Origin of the sequence: Microbacterium meiriae, from assembly GCF_040685015.1 — a bacterium.
GTDB classification, from domain to species: Bacteria; Actinomycetota; Actinomycetes; order Actinomycetales; family Microbacteriaceae; genus Microbacterium; species Microbacterium meiriae.
Genome location: NZ_JBFBHD010000001.1, coordinates 1,340,820 through 1,361,994 on the forward strand (window position 1 = coordinate 1,340,820; position 21,175 = coordinate 1,361,994).

25 protein-coding genes and 1 pseudogene are annotated in these 21,175 nt (G+C 70.4%); 10 read left to right on the plus strand and 16 right to left on the minus strand.

What is annotated here, in order from left to right; all coding sequences use genetic code 11:
* Positions 1–109 precede the first annotated feature (109 nt).
* The 3 genes and pseudogenes from AB0N68_RS06545 to AB0N68_RS06555 form a co-directional block, all read right to left on the minus strand.
* Positions 110–652 carry a putative immunity protein gene (locus AB0N68_RS06545; protein WP_363332512.1) on the minus strand — a complete coding sequence of 181 codons (543 nt, stop codon included), beginning with the start codon at positions 650–652 and terminating at the stop codon, positions 110–112.
* 5 nt (positions 653–657) lie between these two features.
* Positions 658–891 (minus strand): DUF6194 family protein, encoded by a 234-nt coding sequence (locus AB0N68_RS06550; RefSeq protein ID WP_292795799.1) that lies wholly within the window; start codon positions 889–891, stop codon positions 658–660.
* A gap of 100 nt (positions 892–991) precedes the next feature.
* Positions 992–1,117: pseudogene (locus tag AB0N68_RS06555) on the minus strand (DUF6194 family protein); the annotation flags it as partial.
* 61 nt (positions 1,118–1,178) lie between these two features.
* Between AB0N68_RS06555 and AB0N68_RS06560 the strand changes: the two are divergent.
* Positions 1,179–1,976: a MerR family transcriptional regulator gene (locus AB0N68_RS06560; RefSeq protein WP_259952672.1), complete on the plus strand. Its 798-nt coding sequence runs from the start codon at positions 1,179–1,181 to the stop codon at positions 1,974–1,976.
* On the opposite strand, the gene AB0N68_RS06565 is transcribed toward AB0N68_RS06560, so the two are convergent.
* Positions 1,909–2,658 carry a DeoR/GlpR family DNA-binding transcription regulator gene (locus tag AB0N68_RS06565; protein WP_292795795.1) on the minus strand — a complete coding sequence of 250 codons (750 nt, stop codon included), beginning with the start codon at positions 2,656–2,658 and terminating at the stop codon, positions 1,909–1,911. The genes AB0N68_RS06560 and AB0N68_RS06565 overlap by 68 nt on opposite strands.
* A gap of 54 nt (positions 2,659–2,712) precedes the next feature.
* Here AB0N68_RS06565 and AB0N68_RS06570 point away from each other — a divergent pair, with 54 nt between their 5' ends.
* Complete coding sequence (locus tag AB0N68_RS06570; protein ID WP_292795793.1) at positions 2,713–3,078, plus strand: DUF4406 domain-containing protein; 366 nt, start codon at positions 2,713–2,715, stop codon at positions 3,076–3,078.
* A gap of 9 nt (positions 3,079–3,087) precedes the next feature.
* Positions 3,088–3,264 (plus strand): hypothetical protein, encoded by a 177-nt coding sequence (locus AB0N68_RS06575; RefSeq protein ID WP_268776900.1) that lies wholly within the window; start codon positions 3,088–3,090, stop codon positions 3,262–3,264.
* Between the two features lie 70 nt (positions 3,265–3,334).
* On the opposite strand, the gene AB0N68_RS06580 is transcribed toward AB0N68_RS06575, so the two are convergent.
* The 4 genes from AB0N68_RS06580 to AB0N68_RS06595 all read right to left on the minus strand — a co-directional run bounded on the left by AB0N68_RS06580 (position 3,335) and on the right by AB0N68_RS06595 (position 6,930).
* Positions 3,335–4,699, minus strand: coding sequence for an LLM class flavin-dependent oxidoreductase (locus AB0N68_RS06580; protein WP_187662727.1), 1,365 nt, complete (start codon positions 4,697–4,699; stop codon positions 3,335–3,337).
* A gap of 73 nt (positions 4,700–4,772) precedes the next feature.
* A complete protein-coding gene (gene pnuC / locus AB0N68_RS06585) occupies positions 4,773–5,480 on the minus strand; it encodes a nicotinamide riboside transporter PnuC (protein WP_187662726.1) in 708 nt (235 codons plus the stop codon).
* A 2-nt stretch (positions 5,481–5,482) separates the two neighbouring features.
* A complete protein-coding gene (locus AB0N68_RS06590) occupies positions 5,483–6,010 on the minus strand; it encodes a GNAT family N-acetyltransferase (protein ID WP_268776902.1) in 528 nt (175 codons plus the stop codon).
* Positions 6,011–6,012: 2 nt separating this feature from the next.
* The gene (locus tag AB0N68_RS06595) at positions 6,013–6,930 is read right to left on the minus strand and encodes a DUF808 domain-containing protein (RefSeq protein WP_292795787.1); all 918 of its coding nucleotides are present in this window, start codon (positions 6,928–6,930) and stop codon (positions 6,013–6,015) included.
* Between the two features lie 152 nt (positions 6,931–7,082).
* Here AB0N68_RS06595 and msrB point away from each other — a divergent pair, with 152 nt between their 5' ends.
* Both msrB and msrA read left to right on the plus strand, forming a co-directional pair.
* Positions 7,083–7,550, plus strand: a complete 468-nt coding sequence (gene msrB, locus AB0N68_RS06600) for a peptide-methionine (R)-S-oxide reductase MsrB (protein WP_102209798.1) — start codon at positions 7,083–7,085, stop codon at positions 7,548–7,550.
* Positions 7,547–8,089, plus strand: coding sequence for a peptide-methionine (S)-S-oxide reductase MsrA (msrA, locus tag AB0N68_RS06605; protein ID WP_268776906.1), 543 nt, complete (start codon positions 7,547–7,549; stop codon positions 8,087–8,089). The genes msrB and msrA overlap by 4 nt, the downstream gene beginning before the upstream one ends.
* Before the next feature lie 87 nt (positions 8,090–8,176).
* On the opposite strand, the gene AB0N68_RS06610 is transcribed toward msrA, so the two are convergent.
* The 5 genes from AB0N68_RS06610 to AB0N68_RS06630 form a co-directional block, all read right to left on the minus strand.
* Positions 8,177–8,977: an alpha/beta fold hydrolase gene (locus AB0N68_RS06610; protein WP_259952660.1), complete on the minus strand. Its 801-nt coding sequence runs from the start codon at positions 8,975–8,977 to the stop codon at positions 8,177–8,179.
* Positions 8,978–9,093: 116 nt separating this feature from the next.
* Positions 9,094–10,563: a catalase gene (locus tag AB0N68_RS06615; protein WP_136052327.1), complete on the minus strand. Its 1,470-nt coding sequence runs from the start codon at positions 10,561–10,563 to the stop codon at positions 9,094–9,096.
* A gap of 64 nt (positions 10,564–10,627) precedes the next feature.
* Positions 10,628–11,047, minus strand: a complete 420-nt coding sequence (locus AB0N68_RS06620; protein ID WP_187662721.1) for a Fur family transcriptional regulator — start codon at positions 11,045–11,047, stop codon at positions 10,628–10,630.
* Positions 11,048–11,115: 68 nt separating this feature from the next.
* The gene (locus AB0N68_RS06625; RefSeq protein ID WP_187662720.1) at positions 11,116–12,033 is read right to left on the minus strand and encodes a J domain-containing protein; all 918 of its coding nucleotides are present in this window, start codon (positions 12,031–12,033) and stop codon (positions 11,116–11,118) included.
* Positions 12,034–12,097: 64 nt separating this feature from the next.
* Positions 12,098–12,751 (minus strand): IMPACT family protein, encoded by a 654-nt coding sequence (locus AB0N68_RS06630; RefSeq protein ID WP_313366487.1) that lies wholly within the window; start codon positions 12,749–12,751, stop codon positions 12,098–12,100.
* 133 nt (positions 12,752–12,884) lie between these two features.
* On the opposite strand from AB0N68_RS06630, the gene AB0N68_RS06635 reads away from it, so the two are divergent.
* From AB0N68_RS06635 to AB0N68_RS06645, 3 genes are all read left to right on the plus strand, one after another.
* Complete coding sequence (locus tag AB0N68_RS06635; protein WP_187662718.1) at positions 12,885–14,129, plus strand: sensor histidine kinase; 1,245 nt, start codon at positions 12,885–12,887, stop codon at positions 14,127–14,129.
* Complete coding sequence (locus AB0N68_RS06640) at positions 14,126–14,749, plus strand: response regulator (protein ID WP_025102775.1); 624 nt, start codon at positions 14,126–14,128, stop codon at positions 14,747–14,749. The genes AB0N68_RS06635 and AB0N68_RS06640 overlap by 4 nt, the downstream gene beginning before the upstream one ends.
* A 78-nt stretch (positions 14,750–14,827) precedes the next feature.
* Positions 14,828–15,280, plus strand: a complete 453-nt coding sequence (locus tag AB0N68_RS06645) for a DUF2871 domain-containing protein (protein WP_259952648.1) — start codon at positions 14,828–14,830, stop codon at positions 15,278–15,280.
* Positions 15,281–15,284: 4 nt separating this feature from the next.
* On the opposite strand, the gene cycA is transcribed toward AB0N68_RS06645, so the two are convergent.
* Positions 15,285–16,748, minus strand: coding sequence for a D-serine/D-alanine/glycine transporter (gene cycA / locus AB0N68_RS06650; protein WP_292794749.1), 1,464 nt, complete (start codon positions 16,746–16,748; stop codon positions 15,285–15,287).
* A gap of 176 nt (positions 16,749–16,924) precedes the next feature.
* Here cycA and AB0N68_RS06655 point away from each other — a divergent pair, with 176 nt between their 5' ends.
* The gene (locus tag AB0N68_RS06655; protein WP_280567737.1) at positions 16,925–18,397 is read left to right on the plus strand and encodes an MATE family efflux transporter; all 1,473 of its coding nucleotides are present in this window, start codon (positions 16,925–16,927) and stop codon (positions 18,395–18,397) included.
* A 113-nt stretch (positions 18,398–18,510) separates the two neighbouring features.
* Positions 18,511–18,912 carry a hypothetical protein gene (locus AB0N68_RS06660; RefSeq protein WP_187662715.1) on the plus strand — a complete coding sequence of 134 codons (402 nt, stop codon included), beginning with the start codon at positions 18,511–18,513 and terminating at the stop codon, positions 18,910–18,912.
* Between the two features lie 3 nt (positions 18,913–18,915).
* Here the strand turns inward: AB0N68_RS06660 and AB0N68_RS06665 are convergent, their stop codons facing one another.
* Together AB0N68_RS06665 and AB0N68_RS06670 are read right to left on the minus strand one after the other, a co-directional pair.
* A complete protein-coding gene (locus AB0N68_RS06665; protein WP_292797932.1) occupies positions 18,916–20,625 on the minus strand; it encodes an AMP-binding protein in 1,710 nt (569 codons plus the stop codon).
* Positions 20,626–20,667: 42 nt separating this feature from the next.
* Positions 20,668–21,135 carry an Lrp/AsnC family transcriptional regulator gene (locus AB0N68_RS06670; RefSeq protein WP_292797935.1) on the minus strand — a complete coding sequence of 156 codons (468 nt, stop codon included), beginning with the start codon at positions 21,133–21,135 and terminating at the stop codon, positions 20,668–20,670.
* Positions 21,136–21,175: the final 40 nt, after the last annotated feature.

Here is a 21,175-nt window from a genome sequence, read left to right on the forward strand (position 1 = left end):
TGGCGGGTCGACGCTGAATCGGGGCTGAAGCCGTCGGGCCGCTTTCGAATCGCGCAACTGGTTCCATCTGCGGCTCAGATACAGCCAGTTGCGCGATTCGAAGAGGGACTCAATCGACGGCGGACGAGAGGTGTGCCTGCAGGTCGCGGATCACCTCGCCGAGGGGGCCGGAGGAGAGGAGCCCGGGGCCGAGCGGGCCGGCGGGGTCGGTGCCCAGGGGCGGGAGGGTGCGCAGGGCCGCAGCGGCCTCGGGGGAGAGGTGCGCGAGTTGCCAGCGCACCTCTGCGACGCGGACGTCGGGGGCGTCCGGGTGTGCCAGCTCGACAGCTCGCGCGGCGTAGGCGGCTGCCCCGAGAGCATGCGCACCCATGTGCGCGACCCCGGCGGCCTGTGCCGCGGAGCGAGCGGCCGCGGTGCCGGCAGGTGTCACGGCGCTGCGGGCAGCCCTGCCCGCGACGAAGCGACGACGGATCTCGCCCGCAGCCGCGAGCTCGCCCCGGGCGAAGGCGCGCGTCCTGGCGATGGCATCACGCGCACGGTCGTCGTCCGGGGCCTCCCTCTCGAACAGCGGGAGCACGCGCTCGGCGCAGTCGGCCGCCCACACCGCGACGATGCGACGGTCGGACTCGGTCATGCCCTGAGGAGTCGACACGGGACTCATCTCGCCCGTCGTCCGGTGCGCGCACGTGCCGCCTCGTGCGCCTCGCGGAGAAGGGCGAGCACGGCACCCTCCGTCGCCTCTGCGGGGTCGATCACGCACACCCAGCCGGCGTGGCCGTACAGGGGGTGAGGGCGGAAGACGTCGACCGCCGTCGGGTCGGTGTCGTCGCCTGTGAGAGACGCCGCCGCGATGATCGACTCCGCGCGCTCGCGTCCGACGTGGATGTTCACCCGGAAGCGCCCTGGAGCGTCCAGCGCGGAGGACGTGTCGTCGGGGATAGTCCTTCGTGATGATCGTCCCGTACGGCTGAGTGCGCTCGGGCATCCGGCCGTCGGGCGCGTGGTAGAAGTACGCGTCTCCCCATGACAGTTCGGGGAAGTCGCTGCCCGCCTCCGGGGCGATGACGAGCACGCCGTCGAACGAACGGACCTCTGCGATGATCTCCTGCATTTCCATCCTTCAATGCTGAGGCTGACGTGCTTATGTGGACTCAAGGACCGGAAAGACGAGGAGGAGTGTGCAGAACCCTCAAGAGCAGGTGATGACGACGGCGGCGCTCGGCCGGCTGGTCGACTACTCGACGCAGCAGGTGCGCGACCTCGAGCGCCTCGGCGTCCTCCCCGCCGCGGAGCGCGGCGCGAACGGGTACCGGCGGTATCGGACGCCGCATGCCCTGGCGCTGCGTGCCTATCGCGCGTTGGCGGCGGCGCTCGGTCCGGTGCCCGCGCGTCGACTGATGCCCGCTCTCATCGGCGGATCGGTCGAGCACGCGGCGGAGCGGATCGACGCCCTGCACGCGGACGTCGCCCTCGATCGCTCACGGGTGCGCGCGGCCCTGCGCGGACTCGAGGACGCCGTGGCGGAGGCCGACGATCCGTTCGTCGAGGACGATGCGATGGCCATCGGCGAACTCGCCCAGGCGCTCGGCGTCCGTTCCTCCGCACTTCGGCACTGGGAGCGAGAAGGGCTCGTGCGCCCCCTTCGTCGCGCGGGATCGGTCCGCTCCTATGACTCCCTGGCGATCACCGAGGCGCGGATCGCCGCCGCCCTGCGCTCGGGCGGCTACGGCATCCCCGCGGTATCCCGGATCATCGACGAGGTGCGCGCGCATGGTGACACCGAAGACGTGCAGCGCATCCTCGCGGAGCGGCTGGCTGACCTCACGCGCCGTAGCGTGGCGCTCCTCGCGGCGGCAGGTCACCTGCACGCCCTGCTCGCGGAACGCCTCGCGGAGGAGGGATCCTCGCTCACGCCCCCGCCGGGATCTGCGCCAGGACCTCGGGGATCAGCGGATTCTCGTCGAGGGGGTCGGTGATGACCGCGGCGACCGCCTCGAACGGCAGCACCGGGTAGCGCGAGGCGGCGCCGATCTTCTCGTCGCTCGCGAGCACGATCGTCGCGGCACATCGGGAGGCGATCGCCCGCTTGGTGACGGCATCGTCGAGCTCGCCCGTCGTGAGGCCGTGACGCGGGTCGACACCCGTGACCCCGACGAAGAACACGTCGGCAGCGAGGTGCTGGATCGCCTCCATCGCGAGTCCCCCTCCGGCGACGAGAGAGTGCCGGGCGAGCTCGCCGCCGATCATGATCACGCGCGCATCCGAGTGCTCGGCGACGGCCAGGGCGATGGCGGGACTCGGGGTGATGACCGTGACGCCGGTGCCGGAGGGCAGCAGTCGCGCCATCGCGAGCGTGGTGGTTCCGGCATCCAGCACGATCGTCGATCCGGGCCGGATGGTCGTGACGGCCTGGCGGGCGACCCGCTCCTTGCTCTCGGTCGCCAGGTCATGGCGCTCGCGCACCGGGCGATCGGCCGCGGCGATGGGCAGCGCGCCGCCGTACACGCGCTGGAGCCTGCCCTCCTCGGCGAGCTCGCGGAGGTCGCGGCGGATGGCGTCTTCCGATACTCCGAGGTCATCGGCCGCAGCCTTCGCCACGACCCGTCCCTCACGGGCGAGCACGGCGAGCAGGTGGTCTTTGCGCTGAGCAGCGAGCATACGTTTCCTCACGAAGTTGCACGTTTATGCATGATTCAGACTACAGTCATCTCCATGATGAAGCCACTCCTGATCCTGATCGCCGGCCCCTACCGTTCCGGCACCAACGGCGACCCCACCCTGATCGCCCGCAATCTCGCGCGTCTGGAGGAGGCGTCCGGTCCGATCTTCCGCCTCGGACACATGCCGATGATCGGGGAGTGGGCCGCTCTGCCCATCCTCCGCACCCTCGACGCGGCCGAAGTGGAGACCGGCGACGTGATGTACGAGACCGCGCACCGCCTCCTCCAGCACTGCGATGCGGTGCTGCGCCTTCCGGGGGCTTCGACGGGCGCGGACCAGGATGTCGCCATCGCCCGCGAGCTCGGGCTGCCCGTCTACCGGTCGGTGGAGGAGATCCCGGTCGCTGTGACTCCGTAGGCTGGAGGCATGACCAAGAACATCTGGACCGTCCTCGGCGTCATCCTCGCCGTCGTGATCGCGTGGTGGATCGTCAGCGCGCTGTTCTCGGTGCTCTGGTTCATCGCCAAGCTCGCCATCGTCGCGGTCGTGGCCGTGGTGGTCTTCCTCGTGCTGCGGAACCTCTTCACCCGCGACGCTGACTGATCGGCCTTCGAATCGCCCACTTTGCGCCACACCGACCGGATTTGCAGCACAGCGGGCGATTCGAACGGGGTCAGAGGCGGTACTGGGCGGCGCGGTGCGTGGGCTGGACCCGGTCGCCGCGGCCGTGCAGCTTGTGGCGGAGCGTGCCGGGCACGTACTCCTCGGGGTAGGCGCCGCGCTCGCGCAGCACCGGGATGACGTGCTCGATGACGTCCTGCCAGGTGCCGGGGGTGACGGCGTACGCGAGGTTGAAGCCGTCGATGTCGGTCTCCTCGACCCACGACTGCAGCTCGTCGGCGATCTCGACCCCCGAGCCGACGATCGTGGGGCCGAGCCCGCCGATCGCGTTGTGGCGGCCGAAGTCGCCTACCGTCCACTCGCGACCGAGGTCGGCCTCCTCCTTCAGGTGCTGCAGCACCGACTGGATCGCGTTCGACTCGACGTTCCCCACCGGCTCGTCCTCGGCGTACTGCGACAGGTCGACGCCCATCCACCCCGACATGAAGGTGAGCGCCCCCTCCGGGCTCGCGTAGGAGAGGTACTCGGCGTGCTTCGAGGCCGCCTCCTCGCTCGTCGCGGCGGTGATGACAGTGAGCAGGGTGTAGATCCGGGCGTCGTACCGGTCGCGCCCCGCCGCCTCGAGAGCGTCGCGGATCCGCTTCACGGTGCCGGCGAGCACCTCCTTCGACGGCGCCGCGACGAAGATGGCCTCGGCGTTCTCCGCCGCGAACCGCACTCCGCGCGGGCTGGCGCCGGCCTGGTAGATCACCGGAGTGCGCTGCGGCGACGGCTCCGAGATGTGGATGCCGGGCACGGAGAAGTGCTTCCCCTCGTGCCGGATCGGGTGCACCTTCGACGGGTCTGTGAAGATGCCGCGCTCGCGGTCCTCCACCACCGCGTCGTCCTCCCACGACCCCTCCCAGAGCTTGTAGAGCACCTCGACGTACTCGTCCGCGTGGTCGTAGCGGTCGTCATGCGCGAGCTGGTCCTCCTGCCCCATGTTCCGGGCGGCGCTGGGCAGGTACCCGGTCACGACGTTCCAGCCGACGCGGCCCTGGGTGAGGTGATCGAGCGTGCTGAGTCGTCGAGCGAACGGGTAGGGGTGCTCGAAGGCCGTGCCGGCGGTGACGCCGAATCCCAGATGCTCGGTCACCGCGGCCATCGCGCTGACCAGGAGGATCGGGTCGTTCACCGGCACCTGGGCGCCGTTGCGGATGGCGGCCTCGTTCGTGCCGCCGTAGACGTCGTAGGTGCCCAGGACGTCGGCGATGAAGATGCCGTCGAAGGTCGCGCTCTCCAGCAGCTTCGCCAGGTCGGTCCAGTACGAGATCGTGTTGTACTGGCGCGACCGGTCGTCGGGATGCCGCCACAGGCCGGACGACTGATGGGCGACGCAGTTCATGTCGAAGGCGTTGAAACGGATCTGCCGGGTCATGCCCCCATGAAACGGGACCGGGCGGCATCGGGGCGAGCGACGGCGACACGCACCGAAACAATCGCGACGCCGGTCAGGCCTCGTCGTCCGGACGGCGGGGGCTCGGGTCGGGCGGGAGGATCTCGATCGGACGGGCAGCCTGCCGTTGCGCCCGCCACCAGATCACGAACCCGATCGCGGTGAAGACGCCGTAGAACACGTACATGAGGCCGGTCGCGTAGTAGCCGGAGCTGAACAGAAGCGGCACCCCCACCACGTCCACGGCGATCCAGATGAGCCAGAACTCGGTCCAGCCCTTGGCCATGCCGTACGTCGCGAGCAGTGACCCGACGAAGGTCCAGGCGTCGGCCCAGACCGGTTCCCACGAACCGAGGGCGCGGAACAGGGGGGTGAGCGCCACGGTTCCGACGACGAGGACCACGACCAGACCGACGCGGGCACCGGTCGGCGCCCACCGCGGCACGATGCGACCGCCGTCGGCATTCCGCCAGCGGATCCAGCCGTAGATCGCGACGGCGATGAACATGATCTGCCGCCCGGCCTGACCGAGGAGATGCGGGAGCGACGGGTCGGGGCTCAGCGCGGAACCGAGGAACACCGTCAGCAGCAGGACGTTGCCGACGATGCCGACCGGCCACGCCCAGACCTTGCGCCGCATGCCCCCGAGGGCGCTCGCGAGTCCGAACGCGTTCCCGACGACCTCACGCACCAGGAGGGTCTGGCCTCCCGGCAGCACCCAGGACGAGGAGAAGGCGTCGACGAGCCACTGCAGGAAGCCCATCGCTAGAGCGCCGCGTCGGGGGTGGGGCGGTCGTCGAGCACGAGCTGCAGCATGCTGAGGTCGAGCCAGCGGCCGAACTTCGCACCGACCTGCGGCATGCGGCCCACCTCCCGGAACCCGAGGCGCTCGTGCAGGGCGATGGAGGCGGTGTTGCCGCTCTCCACCCCGCCGATCATCACGTGCATCCCGGCTGCCCGAGCCCGGGCGATGAGCTCAGTCATGAGGAGCGTGCCGATGCCGCGCCCGCGCTGATCGCCGCGCACGTAGACGGAGTGCTCGACGGTCAGGCGGTAGCCGCTGTGCGGGCGCCACTGGGCGTAGGACGCATAGCCCACGACCCCGCTGTCGTCGGCGGCGACGATCACGGGGTAGCCGCGCGCGGTCCGGTCGGCGAGCCAGGCTTCCCGGTCGGCGCGATCCACCGCCACCTCGTTCCAGATCGCGGTCGTGTGCACGACGGCGTGGTTGTGGATCTCGGTGATCGTGTCGAGGTCGTCGCTCTCGGCGGCCCTGAGGTGCACGGCGGTCATCGTCAGACGTGGATGTCGGCGGGGGAGGCCTCGCCCTCGTGGAAGCTCGGCTTCTTGCCGACGACCTTCGCGATGCCGAGGACGGCGCCGACGATCACGAGACCCCAGATGAGACCGGCGATGGCGGAGATGAGGGTGTCGACCACCCAGACCACGAAGCCGCCGAGGGGCTCCAGCGCGTGCTCGACCGCATGGAGCACGTCGGCCGGCGCGTGCAGCCCGACCTCGCCGAGGTTGATGAGGACGAGGTGCCCGCCGACCCAGAGCATCGCGACGGTGCCGAGCACGCTGATGAAGCGGAAGACCGCGGGCATCGACCGGACGATACGCGTGCCGGTGTGCCGCACGCGCTGCACGGGGTTCTTCGCCATCTTCAGGCCGATGTCGTCGATCTTCACCAGGAGCGCCACGGCGCCGTACACCGCGACGGTCATGACCAGCGCGATCACCGCGAGGATCGCCAGGGTGGACCAGATGCCGAGTCCCTTGTCGAGGCTGGCGAGGGAGATGAGCATGATCTCGGTCGAGAGGATGAGGTCGGTGCGGACGGCGCCGAGCACGAGCTTCCTCTCGTCGCGGGCGCCCTCGTCCGCGTGACCGTGCTGCACCCCGAACCACTCGAGCACCTTCTCCGCCCCCTCGAAGCACAGGTACGAGCCGCCGAGGATCAGCAGATAGGGCAGTACCCATGGCGCGAAGGCGGTGAGCAGCAGCGCGATGGGGATGATGATGACGAACTTGTTCACCAGCGACCCGAGGGCGATCTTGCCGACCACGGGGAGTTCGCGGGCCGGCGTGATGCCCTGCACGTACTGCGGCGTCACGGCGGCGTCGTCGATGACGACTCCCGCAGCCTTCGCCGACGCCTTCATCGCGGCGCTCAGGATGTCGTCGACGACGGCGAGCAGTCCAACGGACATGGCAGTTCCCCTCGGGTGGTGTGTGGTGCGGAGGCAACTCTATCGAGTGGGAAAACTCCCAGCCCGCTCCCAGCCCCGCGGGACCAAAAGCCGCGCCCGCGTGGTTCTCCTCTATGACGCCGCAGCCAGCGGCGTCGGACAAGGAGCCACTCATGTCGAACGACTACGGCAGGACCCCCGAGGCCGTCAGCGGTCTCACGAACCTGCAGTACGAGGTCACGCAGCAGGACGCCACCGAGCCGCCCTTCCGCAACGCCTACTGGAACACCCACGACGACGGCATCTACGTCGACGTCGTCTCCGGCCAGCCGCTGTTCTCCTCGCGGGACAAGTACGACAGCGGCACCGGCTGGCCGAGCTTCACGCGCCCGATCGACGCCGACGCCGTGACCACGAAGACCGACCGCACGCTGTGGATGACCCGCACCGAGGCGCGGTCCTCCGGAGCCGACAGCCACCTGGGACACGTCTTCGACGACGGACCCCGCGCCGAGGGCGGCCTCCGCTACTGCATGAACTCGGCGGCCCTCCGCTTCATCCCGGCGGAGGATCTCGAGAAGGAGGGGTACGGTCGCTACAGCCCCCTCTTCACCACCCACACCTCTGAGGAGCAGTCATGACCGACACCGGAACCATCACCCGCACCCCCGGGACCGAGACGGCCGTCCTCGCGGGCGGCTGCTTCTGGGGCATGGAAGACCTCATCCGCCGCCAGCCCGGCGTCATCGACACCCGCGTGGGCTACACCGGCGGCGAGAACGACCACGCGACCTACCGCAACCACCCCGGTCACGCGGAGGCCGTGGAGATCGTGTTCGACCCGAGTGCGACGACCTATCGCGACATCCTGGCGTTCTTCTTCCAGATCCACGACCCGTCGACGTTGAACCGGCAGGGCAACGACATCGGGTCGAGCTACCGGTCGGCGATCTTCCCGCTCACCCCCGAGCAGGAGCAGGTCGCCCGGGACACGATCGCCGATGTCGACGCCTCCGGCCTGTGGCCGGCGAAGGCCGTCACGACGATCGAGCCCGCTGGTCCGTTCTGGGAGGCCGAGCCCGAGCACCAGGACTACCTGATCAAGTACCCGAACGGCTACACGTGTCACTTCCCCCGCGCCGGCTGGGTCCTCCCGAAGCGCGAGGACGCCACCGCCTGATCCCGAGACCCCGCTTATGCGCCGAAACCCCCTCCTGCACACGCGTGCGGGAGGGGGTCTCGGCGCGAAGACGGGGTCTCGGCGGGCTCAGGACTCGGCGAAGAACGCGAGCGCGGCCTCCTTGAAGTCGCGGGAGCCGGGGGCGTTGAAGTGGTGGCGGTTCGGGAGCTCGACGAAGCGGGCATCGGGAGCCGCCGCGGCCAGTGCCCGGGAGCCCTCGATGATCGCGTCCTTCGATCCCGTCGCGAACAGCAGCGGCACGACCGGGGCGTCCGCGGGATCGGGGTCGATCGTGCCGGAGCCCCGCAGCCCCTCGGCCAGCGCGACGAGCGCACGCAGATCGTTCCCGGGCACCCGCTCGGTCAGCGCGATGTAGTTCTGTGTCGTGCGGTCCTCCACCGAGGTGCCGTCCGCGATGTACGCGCGCACCTGGTCGAGGTCGAGACGCGCGAGGGGGATGCCGTCGGGAACACCGCCCAGGACCGCCCGGCCGATCCGATGCGGGAGCTCACGGGCCACTTCCCAGCCCACCCGGGCGCCGAGGGAGTAGCCGAGGTAGAACGCGTCGTCGACGAGGTATGTGTCCATGACGGTCTCGACGTCGGTCACGAGGTTGCGGATGGCGTAGGCGTCGGACTCATGCGGCTTGTCGCTCTGCCCGTGGCCCCGCTGGTCGAGCGCGAGCACGCGGTACCCGGCCCTGGTCAGCTCGCGCACCCAGCCCGTCAGCACCCAGTTGTCGCGGGCGCCGGAGGCGAAGCCGTGCACGGTCACCACGACCGGGGCGTCGAGCTCGCCCCACGTGTACGTCGCCAGTCGTGTGCCGTCCGCCGCGTAGACGTGCTGCGGGGCGGGCATCTCGGTGAGGTCGGAGAGGGAAACAGCCACCCCTCCATCCTCCCCCCACTCTCCCTTCCCTGACGCCGAGACCCCGGTTACACGCCGAAACCCCCTCCCCGCGGTGTCGCGGGGAGGGGGTTTCGAGGAGAACCCGGGGTCTCGGGTCAGACGCGGTCGCGGAGAGCGGCGCCGAGCTCGGCGTCGACGTTCGTCCAGTACTGGAAGAAGCGCTCGCGGATGGCGTCGACCGTGATCGAACGGCCCTGACCGGTCAGCACCTCCAGGAAGCGGGCGCGCTGCGGGCCGTCGAAGACCTCGCGGTACAGCGTGCCGGCCTGACCGAAGTCGTCGTCCTCGGCGTGCAGCGTCGCGGCGGAGCGGGTGAGCTCGCCGTCCGCCGACCAGTTCACCTCGATGCCCTTGGCCGGGTCGGCCTCGGGGCCACCGGGGGTCCCGAAGGAGTTCGGCTGGTAGGTGCGGTGCGCGGCGTCGTTGTACTGATACCGCATCGAGCCCTCGTGCTGGTAGTTGCGGGTCTCGGCGGCGTGCGGCTGGTTCACCGGCAGCTGGTTGTAGTTCGCGCCGATGCGGTGACGCTGGGCGTCCGGGTAGGCGAACATCCGGCCCATGAGCATCTTGTCGGGGGAGATGCCGGTACCGGGCACCTGGTTCCCCGGCGCGAAGCCGGCCTGCTCGATCTGCGCGAAGAAGTTCTCCGGGTTGCGGTTCAGGGTCAGCGTGCCGACCTTGATGCGCGGGTAGTCCTTCTTCGAGATCGTCTTGGTGAGGTCGAACGGGTTGAAGCGGTAGTCCTTCGCCTCGTCGTACGGCATGATCTGCACGTACAGGTCCCACTTCGGGAAGTCGCCGCCGTCGATCGACTGGAACAGGTCGCGACGGTAGTGGTCCGCGTCGGAACCGGCCAGCTGCTCGGCCTCCTCCGGGCTCATCGCCTCGACGCCCTGGTGGGAGATGAAGTGGTACTTGACCCAGAACACCTCGCCCTCGGCGTTGATCCAGGAGTAGGTGTGCGAGCCGTAGCCGTTCATGTGACGCCAGCTGCGGGGGAGTCCGCGCTCGCCCATGAGGTAGGTGACCTGGTGCGCGCTCTCGGGCGAGAGGGTCCAGAAGTCCCACTGCATGTCCGCGTCGCGCAGACCGGAGTCGCCGAGGCGCTTCTGCGAGTGGATGAAGTCCGGGAACTTGATGGCGTCGCGGAGGAAGAACGTCGGGGTGTTGTTGCCGACGATGTCGAGGTTGCCCTCGGTCGTGTAGAAGCGCAGCGAGAACCCGCGCACGTCGCGCCAGGTGTCGGGCGAGCCCTGCTCACCGGCGACGGAGGAGAAGCGGAGGAGGGTCTCCGAGGTGGCGCCCGGCTGGAACACGGCCGCACGGGTGTACTTCGAGACGTCCTCGGTGACGACGAACTCGCCGAACGCGCCGCCGCCCTTGGCGTGCGGGTTGCGCTCCGGCACGCGCTCGCGGTTGAAGGAGGCGAGCTTCTCGACCAGGTAGTGGTCGTGCAGCGCGGTGGGGCCGTCGGGGCCCACGGTCAGCGAATGGGTGTCACTCGCGATCGGCGCTCCGGCCTGCGTCGTCGTGGCCGGACGGCCCGCGTCGGTGGGGTTGGTCATGGTCTTCTCCTTCTCCGCGCGGACATGCCGAACGGACCCTCGGGGAGGGGATCGGTGGATGCGCCTACGCGGCGTTCTGGCAGCTGGGGCAGAGGCCCCAGAAGGTGACTTCAGCTGTCTGCACGGTGAAGCCCCCCGTCGAGGACGGGGTGAGACACGGCGCCTCGCCGACGACGCAGTCCACGTCGCCGACCGCACCGCAGGAGGTGCAGACGATGTGGTGGTGGTTGTCGTCGATGCGCCGTTCGTACAGCGCCGCGGATCCTGCCGGTTCGATCCGGCGGATGAGGCCCGCCGTCGTCAGGTCCGCGAGGATGTTGTGCACCGACTGGATCGACGTGGTCGGAAGCACGTCGGACACGGCGCGGTAGACCCGCTCCGCATCCGTGTGGGCCATGGAGCCGAGAGCCTCGAGGACGGCGACGCGGCCCGCAGTCGCACGCAGCCCGGCGTCGCGCAACGCCGAGTCGAGTTCCGTCTCCATGCCTCCGACTCTACACGTGTTTTGAGTGATTCAAAAGAGCATGCCGGGATGCCGGGCGCGTCGCGGACTCAGACGAAGCGGACCGTCTGCTGGAGACGGGTGCGGACGTCGAACAGCTCGTTGCCCCCGATCGCCCGCGCCCCGGGGACGCCCTGCCGCAGCACCATCGCCAGCGCGCTGCGTCGGACCACCACGACCGGGACGCCGCGACTGCTGCCGAGCGGGGTGACGGCCTGGGCGAGGTCGTCGTCGGGGAGCACCACGATCGCGCCGCCGAACTTCACCTTCGCGGCCTTCGCCACCGCGCGCATCCGGGCGAGAGCCGCCGTGACCGGGGCGCGGGTGCCGAGGCTCGGACCGGTGATCTCCCCGCGGCGGAAGCCCACGACCCCGCCGAAGTCCTCGGACATGATGCCGTAGAGGCCGGAGGGACTGAGCACGACGTGGTCGAGCTTGTCCTCCGGGGTCTGCCCGGCGGCGACGTCGTGCCAGACCGTGAAGCCCATGCCGAGGTCGGAGACCGTGCGGGCCGTGGCCTCCTCCGCGAGCGCATCGGCGAGCAGCCGCCGGAGTTCGCGCGGGGCGGCACGGACCAGAGCCGGGGCATACGGATCGGGGACCTCGACCCCGTGGCCCGCCCACTCGCGGATGAGGGAGAGGTAGCGCTCTCGCCGCCAGCCCCCGGGGTGTCCGTAGGAGCGGGCGCGCGGCCGGGTGTCGGTGCGCACGGTCTGGGGGCGCCAGCCGCTCCACTCGCCGCCGTCGTCGGTCAGGCCCGCGCGGCGGTCGTACGCGGCACGGTCCTCCGCAGTACCGATGAGCTCCCAGGCGCGCTGGACCTGGATGAACACGGCCGCGTCGCCGCCGGTGTCGGGGTGGGTCTGCCGCAGCCGCAGCCGATACGCCCGCCGGAGCTCGGCGTCGTCGACGGCCGGATCCACGCCGAGGACCTCGTACGGCGAGGCCGAGAGCGGACTGTCGAACATCGCTCTCCTTCCGCGACCGCGGCGTCCAGGATATCCGGCGGACGGTGTGCGGCCGCCGGGAGCCTCAGTCCGCGACGTCGACGATCCGCTCGATCCCGGCCACCGGGGCGACGGCGCCCCCGGACGCGGCGGCGAGGTCGGCGGTCAGACGCGGCAGCGCGGCGGCGGGCACCCACAGCTCGAGGTGCGCGGAGGCCCCGTAGGTCGGAGTGCCGAGCGTGGCCCCGTGCGACGCCGCCCAGTCGCGGAGCAGGTTGTCGTAGCGGCCGGCGTCGGCGTGCGGGACCTCGACGGTCGCCTGGGTGAGCGCCTCGCGACGGACGAGTGAAGCACGATCGAGCGTCTCGGACACGGCGGTGGAGTAGGCGCGGATGAGGCCGCCCGCCCCGAGCTTCACCCCGCCGAAGTACCGGGTCACCACCGCCACGACGTCCGTGAGGCCGCGACGCCGCAGGACCTCGAGCATCGGGACGCCGGCCGTGCCGGAGGGCTCGCCGTCATCCGAGGACCGCGCCTGATCCCCGTGCAGGCCGGTCACCATCGCGGTGCAGTTGTGGTTCGCGTCCCAGGCGCGCTTCCGGATCGCCGCGATGACGGCCTCCGCCTCGGCCACCGAAGACACCGGTGCGACGTGCGTGAGGAAGCGCGACTTCCGGATGACGAGCTCGTGGTCGACGGCCGCCGCGATCGTCGCCGGGAATGGGTGCGGTGTCGACATCGGCCCCACGATACCTCCGTTCGAATCGCCTGATTGGTCCCGAATCCGGGCCGGATGCCGCCAATCGGGCGATTCGAACCGGCTCGACCGAACGATGGAGGCGGACTGTGGCCCGGCGGACGAGAATGTCAGCATGCCGACCGGAGACACCGCCGAGCCCGACCTCCCCGGAGGGCGGACGGGAGCACGCACGCGCTCCTGGGGGCGCCTGGTCACGTCGCTCCGGATCGGGCAGGCCGTCATCACGGTCGTGCTCACCGTCGTCGGCGTCGTCCGCTCCCTCGCCGACGGGGTCCCGGTGCCGTGGCTGCTCGCGACCGCCCTCGCCTTCCTCGGCTGGTACGGCGGCGGACTCCTGCTCTCCTCCCGCACGGACGACCGCGCGCTCGCCGCCGGCTGGCTGCTGGGGCTCACGGCCATCTGGCTGGGGGCGGTGGCGCTGTCGCCGGAATTCGTCTGGCTCGCGTTCTCGCTGTGGTTGCTCGCCGGCTTCCTGTTGCGGCTGCGATGGGCCGTACCGCTGAGCCTCCTCGTCCTCGCCGTCGTGATCGTCGCGCCGCTGCTGCACACCGGGACGACCACCTACGCGAACGTCATCGGACCGCTCGTGGGCGGCATCTTCGCCCTCGGGATCTCCCGCGGCTACCTGGAACTGGTCCGCGACGGGCGCGAGCGGCGGCGGCTCATCGCCTCCCTCGTCGCGACGCAGCAGGAGATGGCGGCCCTCCAGGACGAGCTCGCCCGGACCCAGCGTGAGTCCGGCGCCGCCGCCGAGCGCACCAGGGTGTCCCGCGACATCCACGACACGGTCGCCCAGAGCCTGTCGTCCATCGTCCTGCTGGCGCGGTCGGCGGCCGAGCACGAGGACGGTCGGGAGCAGGCGCTCGGGCAGATCGGGGCGCTCGCCGCGGAAGGGCTCGCCGACGCCCGGCGCATCGTGGACGACCTCATGCCCGCCGAGCTCGACGGTTCCGCGTTGAGCGACGCCCTCGCCCGGATGCTCGAGCGCCTGACCGCCGAGACCGGGATCGCGGCCACCCTCCACGCCGACGAGGAACTCCCCGCACTCGGCCTCGACGCCGAGGTCGCCCTGCTGCGGACGGCGCAGTCCGCACTCGCCAACGTGCGCAGCCATGCCGCCGCGACCCGGGTGGTGGTGACCCTCGCGGACGCCGGCGACGCCGTGCGGCTGGACGTGGTCGACGACGGCCGCGGCTTCGATCCGTCCCGGCTGGAGTCGGCGGGGCCCGGCGGCGGCTACGGTCTGCGGGCGATGCGCGCCCGACTGCGCGAGCTCGGCGGCGGTCTCGACGTGGAGAGCGCCCCCGGCGACGGCACCGCGCTCTCCGCCCACCTGCCGCTCGGAGGACGGTCGTGACCCCGGTGCGCATCCTCCTCGTCGACGATCACCCGATCGTGCGGGCCGGCGTGCGTTCGCTGTTCGACCGCCGCGACGACGCCGAGGTCGTGGGCGAGGCGGCGTCGGGGGAGGAGGCGGTCGTGCTCGCGCGGCACCTGCGTCCCGACGTCGTGCTCTGCGATCTGCGTCTGGGGGCGGGGATGGACGGCGTGCAGACGACGGCGGCGCTCCGGGCGCTCGACCCGGCGCCGGCGGTGCTCATCCTCACGACGTTCGACCGCGACGCCCAGATCCTCGGCGCGATCGAGGCGGGGGCGGCGGGGTATCTGCTCAAGGACATCGACCCGGAGGACATCGTCCGTGCCGTGCGACAGGCCGCGTCGGGCGGGCAGGCGCTGACGCCGGAGCTCACGGCGCGCGTCGGGCGGGCCCTCCGTGCCCCGCGGGTGCAGCTCACGGGGCGCGAGCTCGACGTGCTGCGGCTGCTCGACACCGGGGCCTCCAACCGGGAGATCGCGAAGGCGCTGTTCGTCACGGAGGCGACGGTGAAGACCCACCTCGTGCACGTCTTCGAGAAGCTCGGGGCCGACAGCCGCGCGAAGGCGGTCGCGATCGCCAGGGAGTCCGGTCTGCTCTGACGCCCGCGGTCTCCACCGTTCGATGGATCCGCGGCGACGGCTCCCCGGCGAGGCTGGAGGCAGACAGAAAGGACTCCCATGCGCAGGCTCTTCACCGCCGCGTTCGCCTCCATGCTGGTGGGCGTCGCCTCCGGACTCTTCTACCGCGAGTTCACCAAGATCAACGGCTTCCCCGAGGGGGCGCCGACGCAGCTCGGACTCGTGCACACGCATCTGCTCGTGCTGGGCTTCGTCGTCTTCCTCGTGGTGATGCTCTTGGAGAAGGCATTCGCGCTCTCCGAGAGCCGCCTGTTCGGCTGGTTCTTCTGGACCTACACCGCCGGTCTCGTGCTGACCTCCGCGATGCTCGTCTGGCACGGCTGCCTCACGGTGCTCGGGCAGGAGTCCACGAAGATGATCGCCGGCATCGCGGGCGTGGGGCACATGCTGCTCGCCGCCGGCATGGTGCTGCTGTTCCTCGCGCTCCGCCCTCGTGTCTTCGCGCCGAAGGTCGCGGCCACCGGGCCCGCGACCCTCGAGTCGGTGGCCTGACGCCTCAGTCGGCCGGGATCGTGTCGTCGCGCAGGTAGGCGATGTGCGCGGCGTGACGCTCCAGGTGGTGCGGCGACTTCCGGACGAACAGCCACGCCACGATGAGGATCGCGAACCAGATCGGCGTCACGAGCAGCGCGATCAGGGTGTCCGGCTGGGTGGTCAGCGCCCAGAGGATGAACAGGAAGAACGCGAGCACGACGAACACCATGAACACGCCGCCCGGCATCTTGAACGCCGAGGTCGCCGCCTTCTCCGGACGTCGTCGCCGGTACACGAGGTAGCTGCAGAGGAAGATCGTCCACACGAACATGAAGCACACGGCCGACACCGTGGTGACCATCTCGAAGGCCGTGCCGATGTCCTTGCCCGCGTAGAGCAGCACGACGCCGGACAGCAGCAGGATGCAGGACAGGAACAGCGCGTTCTGCGGCACGCGGCGCTTGGAGAGCCGGCCGAAGAGCCGGGGGGCGTCGCCGTCCTGCGCCAGACCGAACACCATGCGCGACGTGGAGTAGATGCCGGAGTTCGCGCTGGACATCGCCGAGGTGAGCACCACGAGGTTGACGACGGTGGCGGCGATGCCGAGTCCGGCGAGGGCGAACATCGCGATGAAGGGGCTCTCACCGGCGACGTACTCGGTCCACGGCGTGACGGCCATGAGGATGATGAGCGCGCCCACGTAGAACAGCAGGACCCGGATCGGGATGGCGTTGATGGCCTTCGGGAGGTTGCGCTCCGGGTCCTTGGTCTCCGCGGCGGCGGTGCCGACGAGCTCGATCCCGACGAACGCGAACACCGCGATCTGGAAGCCGGCGACGAATCCGAGGAAGCCGTGCGGGAACATCCCGCCGTGCTCCCACAGGTTCGAGAAGCTCGCGGTGCCGGCGTCGTGGGAGAAGCCGGTGAGGATCATCACCAGGCCGGTGACGATGAGGGCGACGATCGCGACGATCTTGATGAGCGCGAACCAGAACTCCATCTCGCCGAACGCCGCGACGGTGGGCAGGTTGAGCGCCAGGAGGATCACGACCACGAGGAGACCCGGGATCCACAGCGGGACGCCGGGGATCAGGGCGTCGGTGTACCCGGCGATCGCGATCACGTCGGCCACGCCCGTGACCACCCAGCAGAACCAGTACGTCCAGCCGGTGAAGAAGCCCGCCCAGGGGCCGAGGAGGTCGCTCGCGAAGTCGCTGAACGACTTGTACTTGAGGTTCGACAGCAGCAGCTCGCCCATCGCCCGCATGACGAAGAACAGCATGAACCCGATGATCATGTAGACGAAGATCACGGAGGGGCCGGCGACCGAGATCGTCTTGCCGCTGCCCATGAACAGGCCCGTGCCGATCGCCCCGCCGATCGCGAGCAGCTGGATATGCCGATTGCTGAGCGCGCGCCGCAGGTGCTCCTCGCCTCCGGCTCCGGTCTGCCCCTGGCGGATGGTCCCCGTGTCTTCCTTCGTCACGCTCTTCTCCTCCGGTCGTCGTCGACTGATGCAGAGTAACCACCGGGATGTGCTAGGCCGAAATCGACGGGCGTGGACCGGCATTTCGGCATTCGTGTGTTCCCTTCGCCCGAAACGATTCGATAAACTGAGCGCACCCCCGATCCATCCCTCCTTCCCTGCGAGCCCCTTCCTTCATGGCCACCACCCTCACCACGGGCCGTCCGTGGCGCGTCATCCTCGCGTTCTCGATCCCGCTCCTGCTCGGCAACGTCGTGCAGCAGCTCTATCAGTTCGCCGACGCGATCGTCGTCGGACGCCACCTCGGCGTCCAGTCCCTCGCCGCCGTCGGCGCGACGGGCAGCCTGCTCTTCCTGCTCCTCGGCTTCGCCTGGGGTCTGACGAGCGGTTTCGCGATCCCCATCGCCCAGGCCTTCGGTGCGCGCGACGACGCCGCCGTGCGCCGCTCGGTCGCGACGGGTGTGCTCCTCAGCGGCATCACGAGCGTGGTCCTCACGGTGGTCGCGCCGCTCATCGCGGGGCCGATCCTGACGCTGCTGCAGACGCCGCCCGAGCTCATGGCCGAGGCCACGGTGTTCACGCAGATCAGCTTCCTCGGTGCGGGCGCGACGATGTTCTTCAACTACCTCTCCGCCATCATCCGCGCCATCGGCGACTCGAAGACCCCGCTGGTGTTCCTCACGATCTCCTGCGCGCTCAACGTCGGCCTCGTCGTGCTCATGGTCGGTCCGCTGGAGTGGGGCGTCGCGGGTGCCGCGCTCGCCACGGTGGTCGCACAGGCCGTGTCGGTGATCCTGTGCCTGGAGTTCGTGCGCCGGCGGCTGCCCATGCTGCACCTGCGTCGTTCGGACTGGCGCATCTCCCGCACGGACATCGCCGACCACCTGCGCCTCGGTCTGCCCATGGGCTTCCAGGCCTCGATCATCGCGATCGGGACCCTCACGGTGCAGGTCGCCCTCAACACCCTCGGCGCCGACGCGGTGGCGGCCTACACGACGGCGTCCCGCGTGGACAGCCTGGCGGTCGCCCTGCTCTCCTCGCTCGGGCTCGCCGTGTCGATGTACGCGGCGCAGAACCACGGCGGCCGCCGCCCCGACCGCATCCGGCGCGGCGTGGTCGAGGCCACCTGGATGGCGGTCGCCGCGGCGATCGTCCTCGGCGGGCTGCTCATCGCGTTCGGCGCGCCGATGGTCCGGCTGTTCGTCGGCGACGGTTCGGACGACGTCGTCGCCATGGCGCACCGCATGCTCATCATCAACGGCTGCGGCTACTGGGCGCTCGGCATGCTCTTCGTGCTCCGCGGCGCACTCCAGGGGCTCGGCCACACGCTGGTGCCGACCGTCACCGGCGTGATCGAGCTCGTGATGCGCGTCGTCGCCGCAGTGGTCCTCGGCGCGATGATCGGGTTCGACGGCGTGGCCCTCAGCAACCCGCTCGCCTGGGTGGGCGCGATCGTGCTCCTCGTGCCGGCCTACGTCAAGGCGCATCGCGCGCTGGCGACCCAGCCCGTGGCCCCGACCGAGGCCACCGAGACCTCCGCGATCGCGATCGTCGGCCCCACCGACGGCTCGATGGTGGTCGACGCGGTCGTCACCCGCCCGGTCCGCGTCGTGCGCCCGCGCCGGCTGCGGTGGCCGGTCCGGCGCTGATCCGCGATATCCACCGGAAGGATGACCCGGATCGGACTTGAGACGGATGGCCTTCCGGAGAGACACTTCTAATGTCGAAGGTGCGGAGGGGTTCCGCCGGACGGGGGGTCGTCATGACGACATTGGGAGTGGCCAGAGATCTGGCCGCCATTCTGGTACCGATCGGATACGTGGGTGCGGCGCTCGCCGCGGTCTGCGCGATCGTGGCCGCGATCGCGATCATCCGCGGAGCCGGGGGGCTCGCGGGAGGCGCGGTCGGACTGTGGATCGTGTGCGCGCTGATGAGCTTCACCGCGAGCTTCGCGAATCAGTGGCTTCCGCTGATCGCGGCGGGCGCGTCGCTCGGGGGCATGCTCGTGATCGGCGGGATCGTGCGCGCGATGCTCACGGCGGGCGGCTTCGAGTCGCGACGCCGGGCCGCGCGCGTGAAGCCGGCGCCGGCGACCACGACGACGGCCACGCTCAAGACCGGCTCGACCGCGACGCCCACGGCGCCGGTCGCCGTCGTCTCCTAGCGCTCAGCGGTAGTCGCGGTCGCGGTGCTGCCGCGCCTCGTCGCCCGCGGCCACGCGGGCGCTCTCGCGTGCCCGCAGCTCGACGCGGCGGATCTTCCCGGAGATCGTCTTCGGCAGCTCGGGCACGAACTCGATGATCCGCACCCACAGGTGCGAGGACAGCCGTTCGTGCGCGTAGCCGAACACGGCGCGCGCGGCGGCGGCCTCGTCCGCGCCCGCGTCCGGTGTCAGGCACACGTACGCCTTCGGCACCGCGAGGCGCGTGGGGTCGGGGCTGGGGATGACGGCCGCTTCGACGACGAGGTCGTGCTCCAGCAGCACGGACTCGAGCTCGAACGGCGAGATCTTGTAGTCGGAGGCCTTGAACACGTCGTCGGAGCGTCCGATGTAGGTCAGGTAGCCGTCGGCGTCGCGCACGGCGATGTCCCCGGTGTGGTGGAAGCCCCCGGCCCGCGACTCCGCGGTCTTCTCCGGGTCGCCGTAGTACCCCGCCATGAGGCCGAGCGGCGGCTGCGCGAGGTCGAGCGCGATCTCGCCCTCGTCCTCCACGACCTCGCCCGTCGACGGGTCGAGCAGCACGACCGGGTAGCCGGGCAGCGGACGGCCCATCGACCCGACCTTGACCGCCTGGCCAGGGGAGTTGCCGATGCAGGCCGTCATCTCGGTCTGCCCGAAGCCGTCGCGGATCGTGCCGCCCCACGCTTCGCGCACCCGGTCGATGACCTCGGGGTTCAGCGGCTCGCCGGCGCCGACGAGCTCCCGCGGAGGGCGCGCGAGCCGGGAGAGGTCGGCCTGGATGAGCATGCGCCAGACCGTGGGCGGGGCGCAGAAGGTCGAGACGTGGTGGGTGTCCATGACCTCCATGAGCGTGTTCGCGTCGAAGCGGTCGTAGTTGTACACGAACACCGTCGCCTCGGCCAGGAAGGGGGAGTAGAAGCTCGACCAGGCGTGCTTGGCCCACCCCGGGGAGGAGATGTTGAGGTGCACGTCGTCCGGGCGCACCCCGAGCCACCACATCGTGGAGAGGTGGCCGACGGGGTACGAGACGTGGGTGTGCTGCACGAGCTTCGGGCGGTTCGTCGTGCCCGACGTGAAGTACAGCAGAGCCGTGTCGCCGGCGGGCGTCGGGCCGTCCGGGACGAACTCCTCCGTGGTCGCGGCGGCGTCCGCGAACCGCTTCCAGTCCGCTGGCAGCGATGCGCCGACGCCGATGCGCAGGACCGCGGGGTCGATCCCTTCGAGGCGGTCGGCGAGGGCGCCGAGCGTGACGACGGCGTCGGCCCGACCATGCTCGATGCGGTACGCGAGGTCGGAGGCCGACAGCAGGGTCGAGGTCGGGATCGACACCGCGCCCAGTTTGGTGATCGCGAGCATCACCTCCCACAACTCGATCGTGTTGTTGAGCATGACGATCACGTGGTCGCCCCGGCTGATGCCGAGGCTGCGGAGCCAGGCGGCCACCTGATCGGAGCGCGCGGAGAGCTCCCCGTACGTCCAGGACCGGAGGCTGAGGTCGGCCTCGACGATCTGCACGGCCGGACGATCGGGGTTCTCGCCGGCGACGACGTCGAACCACTCGAGCGCGAAGTTGAAGGTGGTCAGGTCCGGCCAGGCGAACTCGCGGCGCGCGGCGTCGTAGTCCGTGGCGTGCGTGAAGAGGAGGTCCCTCATCCCGCGGATCGCTTCGGTGGCGGGGGTGGCACGACGGCTCATGGTGCTCCTTTGCAACGGCGTCCCTCCATCCTGCCCCTTCGTTCAGCGGGGGAGGAAACCCGTGCCGTCGCGGAGCTCGAACACGAGCTGGGTCTCGGTGCCGCGGACGACGGGGTGCACGGTGATGTGCTCGAGCACGATGTCGCGCAGGGCGGTCGCATCCTGCACGGCCACGTGCACCAGGAAGTCGTCCACCCCGGCGACATGGAACACCTGGAGCACCCGGGGGATCGCGACGAGCGCGTCGAAGAGTGCCGTGACCTTGGGGCCGGTGTGGTGAGCGAGCCGGACCTTGATGATCGCCTGCAGCGGGTAGCCGAGAGCCGACCCGTCGAGGCGGACGCGCGTATCGCGGATCACTCCCCGGTCTCGGAGCGCGCGGATGCGGTGTGCGCATGTGGACTCCGCGAGGCCGAGCCGATGAGCCAGCGCCTTGTTGGTCACGGCCGCATCGCGGCTCAAGGCCGCGAGCAGCTCCAGGTCGATCCCGTCGAGTTGCGCTTTCGCCAACGTGCCCTCCTCGGTACGACCGGATGTTGCACAGAATAGC